Here is a 10582-nt window from a genome sequence, read left to right as displayed (position 1 = left end):
GAATCACGGCTCGCGCACCCCGACCCGGGCGGTGCGCCCCGCTTCCGGAGAAGGTCCGACATGCACCTCCTCGTGGTCGAGGACGACCCCGAAATCGCCGGCTTCATCTGCCGCGGCCTGCGCGAGGCCGGGCACGTCGTCGACCACGCCGCCAATGGCCGCGACGGGCTGTTTCTGGCGACCGGCGAAGCGTTCGACGCCATCGTGCTCGACCGGCTGATGCCGCAGATGGACGGTCTGGCCATGCTGGCCGCACTGCGCGCCACGGGTTCGCGCGTGCCGGTGCTCATCCTCAGTGCGCTCGGCCATGTCGACGAACGCATCCGCGGCCTGCGCGCCGGCGGTGACGACTATCTGGTGAAACCATTCGCGATGTCGGAACTGCAGGCGCGGCTCGACGTGATCACGCGGCGCGGCCTGATGCCGGCGATCGAAAGCGTGCTGCGGGTGGCCGATCTCGAACTCGACCGCATGACGCACATCGTGCGCCGCGCCGGCGAGGACATCACGCTCAAGCCGCAGGAATATCGGGTGCTCGAATTCCTGATGCGCCACGCCGGTCAGGTGGTCACCCGTACCATGCTGCTCGAGGGCGTGTGGGACTATCACTTCGATCCGCAGACGAATGTCATCGACGTCCACATTTCCCGCCTGCGCGCCAAGGTCGACCGCGCAGGCTGGCTGCCGCTGATCCATACGCTGCGCGGCGCCGGCTACTGCATGCGGGCGCCGGCATGAACGACCGCCGATCGCCGTGGGCCGGCAGCGTGCCGGGCGCACCCTTCGTGCAGGATGACGAGGGAATGCTCACGCTGCACTTCGACCGCGCCGCGGTGCAGAGCAGCATGGATCCGGCGCGACCGGTCGATCTGGTGCTCGACTATTCGCGCCTGATGATGGCCGCGCTGCTCTTCGTGCCGGCGCCCTCGCGCATCGGCATGATCGGCCTGGGCGGCGGATCGCTCGTCAAGTACTGCCACCACCACCTGCCGGGCGCGCGCATCGAAGTGGCCGAGATTTCGGCCGAGGTGATCGCGCTGCGCAGCCGCTTCCGCATTCCGCCGGACGACGAACGGCTGCGCATCGATTGCGTCGACGGCGCGGACTGGATCGCGCGCCATGACGAAGCATTCGACCTGCTGCTGGTGGATGGCTTCGACATCGGCGGGCAGGCCGGCGCGCTGTGCACGCAGCGCTTCTACGACGACTGCCATGCCGCCTTGACGCGGAACGGCCTGCTGGCGATCAACATGCATGCCGACGACGCGCTGCACGGCGCCTACATCGGACGCGTGCGTGCGAGTTTTGCCAATTCGGTCAGTGTCGTCGCCACCGAAGACGGTGTGAATGAAATAGTGTTCGCCGCACGCGGCGACGCGTTCAGGCTGTCGGAGAAGCAGCTGTTCCAGCGCGCGGCGGCACTGCATGAGCGCCTGGGGCTGGACCTGCGCGCGCAGGCACACCCGCTGGTCGAAGGCCGGCGACGCGACTTTGCGCCCGCCGGGCGGACGGCGGTACGGCACGGCCTAGATGCCGATGACTGAGCCGACACCTCCGGTCGCGCCCCGCGCGACGCGCGGCCTGAGCACGACTGCGCGACTGGCGCTGGCCAACAGCGTTCTGCTGGCGACCGGCTTCGGCCTGATGCTGCTGCTGGTGACCTGGCTCGCCGGGCAGTACATGCTGGGTCACGTCGAAGAGAGCGTGGACGCCGAGCTGGACATCCTGAGCGCCGAGTACCGGGTCGACGGCGTGCGCGGCGTCAGCGGCCTGATCCGCCAGCGGCTGGACATGCGCTCGCCCAATCACGACCGCCTGTACCGGCTGGAAAGTGCCGACGGCGTCATGCTGATCGGCAACCTCGATGCGTGGCCCGCCGCGGCGACGCGCGATGGCGTGCTGGTGCGGCTGCCCAGCCTGCGCCATCCGGGCCTCACCGAGGTCGTCGCACGCTGGGCGCGTCTGCCGGACGGCAGCCGCCTTCTGGTCGGCTTCGACGAATACGAGGTGGAACAGGTACGCCGCGACATCCGGCGCGCCGCGCTCGCCAGTTTCGGCGTCATGCTGATTGCGTCGCTCATCGGCGGCTTCCTGATCACCCGCGCCGCGCTGCGGCCGGTCGAAACGATGCGCCGCGCGGCGCAGCAGATCATGGATGGCGACCTGCGCCACCGCATTCCGGTGCGCGGCACGGCCGACGAGTTCGACCGCCTGTCGCAGACGCTCAACGGCATGCTCGACCGCATCGATCGGCTGATCGCCTCGGTGCGAGGCGCCACCGACAACATCGCACACGACCTTCGATCGCCGCTGACCCGCCATCGCGCGCGCATCGAAGCCGCGCTGGCCTTGCCGCCGACAGGCGAAGAGCTGCCGGCGTTGCTGGAACGCAATCTGGCTGACATCGATCAGGTGCTGTCCACCTTCCAGTCGCTGCTGCGCATCGCCAATGTCGAATCGGGCCTGCTGCGCAGCGAGTTCCGCGCCCTCGACCTCGCGGCGCTGACGCGCGACGCCATCGACTTCATGGAGCCGATGGCGGACGAACGCGGCATTTCGCTGTCGGCCGACGTGCCGGCACAGGCGTCGATGAGCGGCCACCGCGACCTGCTGTTCCAGGCCGTCATCAACCTGATCGACAACGCGATCAAGTTCAGCCCGGCTGGCGGCACGGTGACGATCAGCCTGCAGCCGGCGCAGGACGGCTGGCGACTGGAGGTCGCCGATCAGGGGCCGGGCATTCCGGACAGCGAGCGGGCGCGCGTGTTCGAGCGGCTGTACCGGCTTGAAGGTGCGCGTAACACACCCGGCCTGGGGCTCGGGCTCAGTCTGGTGCAGTCGGTGGCACGCCTGCACGCCGGGCGGATCGAACTGGGCACCGCGACGCCCGGTCTGCGCGCCGTACTGACTTTGCCGACCGGCACATAGCGGGTACACCGGGGAGACATCCGGGGACTGTCACGCAGTTGACACGAAGCGACAACGCAAAGACGATGCGATCAATGCGTGCGCGAACCTACCCTTGAAGGGGCGTGTGCGGATGGCCTCGGCGGATTGCGGCCATGGACGACAGCGCGCGCTGCGCCCTCGTCGCAACGGTTGATTTTGAGCTATGGAGTCACTTCAGTGCCGAAAACAAACAAGCCGAGCATCGCGCTCACATCCAAGCTGCTGCGACGCTACCGCGACGCCTCGATAGACAACGCACGCGAGCTGCTGTACGAGGCGGAACTGCTGCTCAAGCACAACCACTTCGCCCGCGCCTACTACTCATCGGTCGCCGCGATCGAGGAGGTCGGCACCTCGGTGCAGGTGTTCGACGCGCTCGGCCGCAATGTGCGCGACCCGGACGTTGCGAACCGGGTCGTGCTCAACCTCGGCGACTACGCGCGAAAGGTGACGGCAGCCGTGTTTCCGTGGCTGCTGATCGTGCCGGGCCGGCGCGACGAGGTGATGCCCTACATCAGCAAGATGATCAAGCGGCAGATTCCGAAAATGGATGCCATCCACACCGAACTTGACGGCAAGGGGCCGCAGGGCCCGCAGATCAACACCCCGAACTATCGCGTCACGCTGACCGACGCCGAGATCTGGCTGCGTCTTGCGAAGGACATCTACACCCACGCCGAAGCCTACGTGCTTTTCGCGCCGACCAAGATCCGCACCAAGGCGGAAGACGAAGTGTTCGCGATGAAGTCGGCCGCGCTTGCCGCGGTGACCAGCAGTCCGGAGTTCTGGGAGTACTACATTTCCTGCATGAAGACCGGCAACGCGACCTTCGAAGCCGCCGTGGCCGACTACGTGCGCGCGCAGACCGGCGGCGGCTCGGAAGTGCGCAACGGCTACGACGACGAGGAAGCCTGAGCCGGCGCTTTCCCCGCGCCACCCCGCATCACGAAAAAAGCCACCTGCAGGCATGCAGATGGCTTCTTATATGGCCTCGTAACAGGGCGGACGGCGCAGCGCTGGTGTGGACCGCGCTGTTCAGCTCACCTTGATGACTTCCACCGGGTGTTCGTAGACATCCTTGCGCTTGTCGTACAACGGTATGGTCGTCCCGTTCAGGCGGTTGCCCTGCAGGTCGTTCAGATCGACTTCGGCGACGATGATCTGTTCGATGTTCGGCGTACCTTCGGCGGCGATGCCGTCGCGGGCGAACGGAAAATCCGACGGCGTGATGATGCCGGCCTGACCATAGTGCATGCCGAGCCCCTCGACCGGCAGATTGCCCACCGTGCTGGTCTGCACGACGAACACCTGATTCTCGATCGCCCGCGCGTGGCAGCAGTAGCGCACGCGCAGGAAGCCTTGCCGGTCGTCGGTGCATGAGGGCACGAACAGGATGTCGGCGCCCGCCTCGCACACCATGCGCGACAGCTCCGGAAATTCGATGTCGTAGCAGATCAGGATGGCGATCTTGCCGAACGGCGTGTCGAACAGGCGCAGCTGGTCGCCGGCGTCGGTGTCCCACTTTTCGCGTTCCCAGCGCGTGCGGTGGATCTTGTCCTGCTCGAACACCTGGCCGCCCGGCGTGAAGTAGTAGGCCGTGTTGGTCAGCCGGCCGTCTTCGCGCACCGTCGGATGGCTGCCGCCGATCAGATGCACATTCCACTGCGCGGCCAGTTCCAGCATCAGGTCGCGGTAGCGCTTGGTGTAGTCGTGCATGTTGCGCACGGCTGCATTCAGGTCGCCGGTATCCATGAAGGACAGCAGCTGCGTCGTGAAGATTTCGGGCAGCAGCACGAACTGCGGCTTGTAGTCGCCGGCGGCCTTCATGATGAAGCGGACCTGGTTCTCGAAACCGGACCAGTCGTGAATGGGGCGCAGCAGGTACTGTACGGCGGCGATGCGGACGATCATGGCAGGATGTGCTCCGGAAAATGGGTGGGGCGGGCCGGATCGTGGTCCGGGTTGAGCCAGACGATGACCGAGGCGTAACCCAGGGATTCGGTGTCTTCGGGCAGATAGTCCGGCACCACGCTGAGGTAGCTGAAGCCTTCCTTCAGCTGGAAGCTCAGCACCGGGTCGCGCAGGTCGCCCCACACCACCTTGCGGGCGTACAGGTCGGCCGTCATGTCGGCGGCGTGGCGGTGATAGCCCGGCAGGCGGCCGCAGGCGATGATGCGCTTCAGGTTCATCGCGCGGCACAGCATGCGCCGCCCTTCGTACAGCAGGTGGCCGACGCCGGATCCGCGCAGATCCGGATCGACGAACACTTCCGCACCGTACAGCGTGCGGCCGTCCGGATTGTGGTGCTCGAAGGTGCCGGCACCGGTGATGTCCTGCCAGCTGTGCGAATCGCACCAGTCGTCCCACAGCACGACCAGCGCGCTGGCACAGCCGACGATCGCGCCGTCGATCTCGGCGACGATCTGGCCCTGCGGAAACACGTCGAGCTGTTCGCCCAGCTTGCGGCGACTCCACGGCGGAATGGTCGGATACACGCGCGCCTGCAGGGCGATCAACGCGGGGATGTCAGCCGGCTGGGTATGGCGTATGCGTGGTGTGGTCACGCTGTTCTCCCGTCCAGTCGGACACCGGTCGGCGGACGCCGCCGGCATTCAACAATCAGGAGACAGTGTAGGCAGCGTCCCGCCGCCTGTATGTCGGACGGCGACTACCCGGCGGTCTGTGCCGCCCTTCCCGGCTTCACATCGAAGGCGATGCAGATGCGTTCTTCGTTCGATTCGAACGGAATCGTGCGGTGGAACAGCGAGGACGGGAACAGCACGATGTCGCCGGCAACCGGCAGCAGGGTCTTGCGCGGAAAGTCGTCGTGCTCGCGCGGGTAGTCGTCGCCGTCGGTGCTGAATTCGATGCCGCCGGCCAGACTGCCGGCCGGCCGGTCGCGCGGAATCGCGAGATACACCACGCCGCTCAACCAGCCGGTTTCGTGGATGTGCGACGTCAGATGGCCGCCCTTGCTCATCTTCACGTACCAGGCGCTGCTGAACATCGTATCGGGCGGGAAATCCTGTGCGAACACGCAGGTCTCGCCGGCCAGCCGCGCGCGGTAGCGCGCGACCTGTTCGCCGATCAACGCGGCCAGCCTCGCAAACGACGGCTCGTTGCGCCGGAACAGATTGCCCGCCGACTGGATGCCGTGATGCAGCCGGCCCTGCTTGCGCGCCTCGATCTCGGCGTGCGTCACGTCGCGCAACAGGTCGGCCAGCAAGGCGTCGGACGCATCGGACAGCGCGTCGATGTGGCTGTGGAACACGAAGTCGAGCGGCGCCGGGCAGAAGCCGTAGTCGTCGGCGACACCGAAGTTGGCGGCGTGGTGCGCCGACAAGGTCGCCAGCATCGGCGAATCATCGCGAACGCCGGGCTGGCCAGCTTCAGCCTGAGCGCCGATCATGGCCAGCAGCCGCGCGCGGAAAGCATCGAAGCGGCGCGTCTTGTACAGGCAGTACAGCACCCGCTCCTGCCAGTCGCGGATCTGCGCACGCTCGAAGTACGGCATCGCCTCGGCCAGTTCGCCCATGTCGTAATGCAGCAGGCCGAGGTTGTAATTGGCTTCGCCATGCGCCGGGTCGATCGCCAGCGCGGCGCGGAAGGCAGCGATCGTGGCCGCCGCATCACCCTGGTCGCGCAGGATTTCGCCGAGGTTGCTGTGCGCATCGGCGTACCCGGGCGCCAGCGCCAGTGCCTGTCGGTAGCTGGCTGCCGCGTCGCCGAGCAGACCCTGATCGCGTTGCGCCGTGCCCAGGCTGAACCAGGCCGTTGCCGTCGGCTGTATAGCGAGTGCCTTGCGATAGGCGGCGACCGCCTCGTCATGCCGGCCCTGCTTCTGCAGCGCCGCACCCAGATTGGCGTGCGCCTCGACGAAACCGGGCTCGACCGCGACGGCTTCGCGGTAGGCGGCCAGCGCGTCGTCGGTGCGCTGCAGACGTTCGCACACCGTACCGAAGTTGAACCAGGCGACCGCGAAACGGGGTTGCAGCTTCAGCGCGCGACGGTAGCTGGCGGCTGCGTCATCGGGCTGACCGAGCGCATCCTGCACCACGCCCATGTTGTACAGCAGCTCCGGAAAGTCCGGCTTCAGCGCGAAGGCGCGGCGATAGGTTGCCAGCGCCTGTTCGTTGCGGCCGCGCTGCTGCTGCACCAGACCAAGATTGCTCAACAGTTCGGCCGAGCGCGGGTCTGCCGCCACCGCCTCGCGAAACGCCTGCTCGGCATCGTCGAGCCGGCCCAGCCCGGCCAGCGCAGAACCCCGCACGCTGTGCAGCACGACAGCCGCCGGGTAGCGCCTGAGCAACTGCTGCGCGGCGCTGGCCGCATCGGCGAGCCGGCCGCCGTTGTACGCCGCGAACACCGGTTGCAGTTCGGCCGGCGACGGTTGGCGCGTCTGGGTGGGCTTGTTCTTCATCGCTCAGGTCTTCAGGTCAGGGCACGGCCGGAACCGACACTGCATATATATATGTCGTGCGGAATCAGACCGGCAGTTCATCCAGTGCGCCATCGAGATGCGACACGTCGCCCCATCGTTCGACGCGCCATCCGCCGTCGTCGTGGCTCACCCAGTTCAGCGCGCAGTTGGCGATGTCGAAATCGCGCGCACAGACGAGCCCCAGCCCGCGCACCCGCCGCGCCACGATGTCGAGCACGCCGCCGTGCGTCACCAGCAGCACCGTCTGGCCGGTATGGCGCCTGCGCAGCGACTCGACGAAAGCCCACACCCGCGCGTCGAAGGCGGCCAGCGACTCGCCGCCGCGCCCCGGAAAGCCGGCCTCCGGCTCGCGCGCCTCGAAGCGCGCGAAGGCCTCCGGATGCTGGCTGCGCGCCTCGGCATAGGTCAGGCGCTGGAAGCCGCCGTAGTGGCGCTCGCGCAGCGCCGGCTCCGGCATCACCGGCAGGCCGCGCGGCACCGCGATTCGTCCCGCCGTCACCCAGGCCCGGCCGAGATCCGAGCCGTAGATCGTGTCGATCCGCTCGCCCAGCAGCGCCTGCGCCGTGGCCTGCGCCTGTGCGAGCCCGGTATCGTTGAGCGGAATGTCGACCTGGCCCTGGATGCGGCGATCGACGTTCCACGTCGTTTCACCGTGCCGGACCAGACAGAAGCGCGTGCGTGCAGTCATGAGTGTTCCTTGTAGAAGCCGGATGTTACCTGCAGGGGCCGGCACGAAGTGGAGGTGAAGCGCAGCATCCAGGGTTCAGGCCGCTGCACTGGGGCTACGGTTCCGGGCTGCTGTGCTGTGGGAGCGGCGGCCTCGCCGCGATACGCACGCTGATCATCGACCATCGCTGCACTGATCGCGGCGAGGCCGCCGCTCCCACAGGCCGCCGCTCCCACCCGCGCCACTGGAACCACCGCGGCCGGTTACCATCGCTCACCCGCCGCTCTCTCGCCTTAAGATGCGCCCGCTGCTGCTGCTCGCCGACCTGATCGACCGCCTCAACGAAGCTTGCGGCCGGGTGCTGCCCTGGGCGGTGCTGGCGGCAGTGCTGCTCGCCGTGGGCAACGCACTGGCGCGCAAGTTCGATGCCGGGTCAAACGCGCTGCTCGAAGCACAGTGGTATCTGGTGTCCGCGGTATTCCTGCTCGGCGCCGGCCGCGTGCTCAAGCTCGACGAACATGTGCGCATCGACCTCATCACGTCCCGGCTCGGTCCGCGCGGCAGGCTGTGGGCCGACATCGCCGGCCTGCTGACCATGGTGCTGCCGGTGGCACTGCTGATGCTGTGGCTGTCCTGGCCCTGGTTCGTCGCCTCATGGACCAGCCACGAAGTGTCGGCCAGCGCCGGTGGCCTGCCGCTGTGGCCGGCGCGCCTGCTGGTGCCGGTGGGTTTCGCGCTGCTCGCCGCCCAGGCCGTCGCGCTGCTGATCCGCCGCATCGCCGCCTTGTCGGAGCCCGCCGGATGAGCGCCTGGCTGGCCGCCAACCTCGCACCGGTCATGTTCGCGGCGATGGTGCTGTTCCTGCTGTCCGGCGTGCCGGTGGCGTTCGCGCTGGCCGCCTGCGGCATCGTATTCGGGCTGATCGGCATCGAACTCGGGCTGCTGTCGGCGTCGCTGGTGCAGGCCATGCCCGACCGCGTGTGGGGTGTCATGAGCAACGACACCCTGCTCGCCATCCCCTTCTTCACCTTCATGGGCCTGGTGCTGGAACGCTCGGGCATGGCCGAAGACCTGCTCGACACGGTCGGCCGGCTGTTCGGCACGCTTCGCGGCGGGCTCGCGGTGGCGGTGGTGCTGGTCGGCGCGCTGCTCGCCGCAACGACCGGCGTGGTCGCCGCGTCGGTCATTTCGATGGGCCTGATTTCGCTGCCCATCATGCTGCGCGCGGGCTACGACGCGCGACTGGCCAGCGGCGTCATCTGCGCCTCGGGCACGCTGGCGCAGATCATTCCGCCATCGCTCGTCCTCATCGTGCTGGCCGACCAGCTCGGCCGCCCGGTCGGCGACATGTACCGCGGCGCGCTGCTACCCGGCCTGGTGCTGACCGGCCTCTACCTGATCTACGTGCTGGCCGTCGCCTGGCTGCGGCCGAACAAGGCGCCCGCGCTGCCCGAAGCCGACGACCACAATGCGGCCGAACGACGCGGCGTGTGGACGCTTTTCGCCGTGGCGGTGCTGGCCGGCATCGCCGCCAGCCAGTTGCCGGCGCTGCAGGCGCACACCGCCGACGCGCGCGCGCTGTTCGCGGTCACCGCTGGCGGCAGCGTCGCCTGGCTGATCGCCGTGGCCGACCGCCTGCTGCGCCTCAATCTGCTGCCTGACCTCGCGCGCCGCGTCGCCTTCGTGCTGATGCCGCCGCTGGCACTCATCTTCCTCGTGCTCGGCACCATCTACCTGGGACTCGCGACGCCGACCGAAGGCGGCGCGATGGGCGCCACCGGCGCGCTGCTGATGGCCGCCGCGCGCCGGCGCCTGAACCGCGACCTGCTGCAGCAGGCGCTCGACCGCACGGTGCGGCTGACCACCTTCGTGCTGTTCATCCTGATCGGCTCGCGCGTGTTTTCGCTGACCTTCTACGGCATCGACGGCCACCTGTGGGTCGAACACCTGCTGCTCGACCTGCCCGGCGGCCAGACCGGCTTCCTGATCGTCGTCATGGCGCTGGTGTTCGTGCTCGCCTTCTTCCTCGACTTCTTCGAACTGGCCTTCATCGTCGTGCCGCTGCTCGCGCCGGTGGCCGACAAGCTGGGCATCGATCTGGTGTGGTTCGGCGTGCTGCTGGCGGTGAACATGCAGACCTCATTCATGCACCCGCCGTTCGGCTTCGCGCTGTTCTACCTGCGCTCGGTCGCCCCGAAAACCCTGCCGACACGCGATATCTACTGGGGCGCCGTGCCCTTCGTCGGCATCCAGATCGTCATGGTCGCGCTGGTGCTGGCCGTGCCGCAGCTGGTCACGGCCAATCTGGGGTCGGCGCAGCGCGCGGCCGGCGATTCGGTGACGACCGACGCCGACTACCGGCGCAGTTCGAGCGCCCCCCGACTGCCGGCCGCCCATCCCGACGCCACACTGGAAGCGGCGATCGAGAAGGCGGAGTCGATCGCAGGCGAGGACGTGGAGTGATCAGGCCGCGTCCTGACGCGCAGTTCAGCGACGGTATTCAAAGGCAACGAGCGCATCGAAGT

General features: G+C 67.9%; 10 protein-coding genes. 6 read left to right on the top strand and 4 right to left on the bottom strand.

The window, feature by feature from the left end; all coding sequences use genetic code 11:
- Positions 1–60 precede the first annotated feature (60 nt).
- From NMQ16_RS12510 to NMQ16_RS12495, 4 genes are all read left to right on the top strand, one after another.
- On the top strand, positions 61–738 hold the full coding sequence (locus NMQ16_RS12510) for a response regulator transcription factor (protein WP_257081052.1): 678 nt from the start codon (positions 61–63) through the stop codon (positions 736–738).
- A complete protein-coding gene (locus tag NMQ16_RS12505) occupies positions 735–1544 on the top strand; it encodes a transferase (protein WP_257081050.1) in 810 nt (269 codons plus the stop codon). Before NMQ16_RS12510 ends, NMQ16_RS12505 begins: the two co-directional genes overlap by 4 nt.
- The gene (locus NMQ16_RS12500; RefSeq protein WP_257081049.1) at positions 1537–2928 is read left to right on the top strand and encodes a HAMP domain-containing sensor histidine kinase; all 1392 of its coding nucleotides are present in this window, start codon (positions 1537–1539) and stop codon (positions 2926–2928) included. The genes NMQ16_RS12505 and NMQ16_RS12500 overlap by 8 nt, the downstream gene beginning before the upstream one ends.
- A gap of 198 nt (positions 2929–3126) precedes the next feature.
- A complete protein-coding gene (locus NMQ16_RS12495; protein ID WP_257081047.1) occupies positions 3127–3864 on the top strand; it encodes an AbiV family abortive infection protein in 738 nt (245 codons plus the stop codon).
- Positions 3865–3984: 120 nt separating this feature from the next.
- Here NMQ16_RS12495 and NMQ16_RS12490 read toward each other — a convergent pair whose 3' ends face one another.
- The 4 genes from NMQ16_RS12490 to NMQ16_RS12475 all read right to left on the bottom strand — a co-directional run bounded on the left by NMQ16_RS12490 (position 3985) and on the right by NMQ16_RS12475 (position 8078).
- Positions 3985–4860: a carbon-nitrogen hydrolase family protein gene (locus NMQ16_RS12490; RefSeq protein WP_257081046.1), complete on the bottom strand. Its 876-nt coding sequence runs from the start codon at positions 4858–4860 to the stop codon at positions 3985–3987.
- Positions 4857–5513 carry a GNAT family N-acetyltransferase gene (locus NMQ16_RS12485; RefSeq protein ID WP_257081045.1) on the bottom strand — a complete coding sequence of 219 codons (657 nt, stop codon included), beginning with the start codon at positions 5511–5513 and terminating at the stop codon, positions 4857–4859. The genes NMQ16_RS12490 and NMQ16_RS12485 overlap by 4 nt, the downstream gene beginning before the upstream one ends.
- A 104-nt stretch (positions 5514–5617) precedes the next feature.
- Complete coding sequence (locus tag NMQ16_RS12480; RefSeq protein WP_257081044.1) at positions 5618–7369, bottom strand: tetratricopeptide repeat protein; 1752 nt, start codon at positions 7367–7369, stop codon at positions 5618–5620.
- 64 nt (positions 7370–7433) lie between these two features.
- The gene (locus tag NMQ16_RS12475; protein ID WP_257081043.1) at positions 7434–8078 is read right to left on the bottom strand and encodes a histidine phosphatase family protein; all 645 of its coding nucleotides are present in this window, start codon (positions 8076–8078) and stop codon (positions 7434–7436) included.
- A gap of 277 nt (positions 8079–8355) precedes the next feature.
- Between NMQ16_RS12475 and NMQ16_RS12470 the strand changes: the two genes are divergently transcribed.
- Together NMQ16_RS12470 and NMQ16_RS12465 are read left to right on the top strand one after the other, a co-directional pair.
- The gene (locus NMQ16_RS12470; protein ID WP_257081040.1) at positions 8356–8862 is read left to right on the top strand and encodes a TRAP transporter small permease subunit; all 507 of its coding nucleotides are present in this window, start codon (positions 8356–8358) and stop codon (positions 8860–8862) included.
- Entirely contained in the window at positions 8859–10520 is a 1662-nt protein-coding gene (locus NMQ16_RS12465) for a TRAP transporter large permease subunit (protein WP_257081038.1), read from the top strand. The genes NMQ16_RS12470 and NMQ16_RS12465 overlap by 4 nt, the downstream gene beginning before the upstream one ends.
- Positions 10521–10582 lie beyond the last annotated feature (62 nt).

It is taken from the genome of Methyloversatilis sp. XJ19-49, assembly GCF_024580145.1.
GTDB lineage: Bacteria > Pseudomonadota > Gammaproteobacteria > Burkholderiales > Rhodocyclaceae > Methyloversatilis.
Note: the sequence above shows the minus strand (reverse complement) of the source record. Positions and strands in the feature narration are given on the sequence as shown.

Excerpts from the sequence above, each read along its gene's own strand:
- NMQ16_RS12510 (WP_257081052.1), top strand. The coding sequence starts at position 61 with ATGCACCTCCTCGTGGTCGAGGACGACCCCGAAATCGCCGGCTTCATC.
- NMQ16_RS12505 (WP_257081050.1), top strand. The coding sequence starts at position 735 with ATGAACGACCGCCGATCGCCGTGGGCCGGCAGCGTGCCGGGCGCACCC.
- NMQ16_RS12500 (WP_257081049.1), top strand. The coding sequence starts at position 1,537 with ATGACTGAGCCGACACCTCCGGTCGCGCCCCGCGCGACGCGCGGCCTG.
- NMQ16_RS12490 (WP_257081046.1), bottom strand. The coding sequence starts at position 4,860 with ATGATCGTCCGCATCGCCGCCGTACAGTACCTGCTGCGCCCCATTCAC.
- NMQ16_RS12480 (WP_257081044.1), bottom strand. The coding sequence starts at position 7,369 with ATGAAGAACAAGCCCACCCAGACGCGCCAACCGTCGCCGGCCGAACTG.
- NMQ16_RS12475 (WP_257081043.1), bottom strand. The coding sequence starts at position 8,078 with ATGACTGCACGCACGCGCTTCTGTCTGGTCCGGCACGGTGAAACGACG.
- NMQ16_RS12470 (WP_257081040.1), top strand. The coding sequence starts at position 8,356 with ATGCGCCCGCTGCTGCTGCTCGCCGACCTGATCGACCGCCTCAACGAA.
- NMQ16_RS12465 (WP_257081038.1), top strand. The coding sequence starts at position 8,859 with ATGAGCGCCTGGCTGGCCGCCAACCTCGCACCGGTCATGTTCGCGGCG.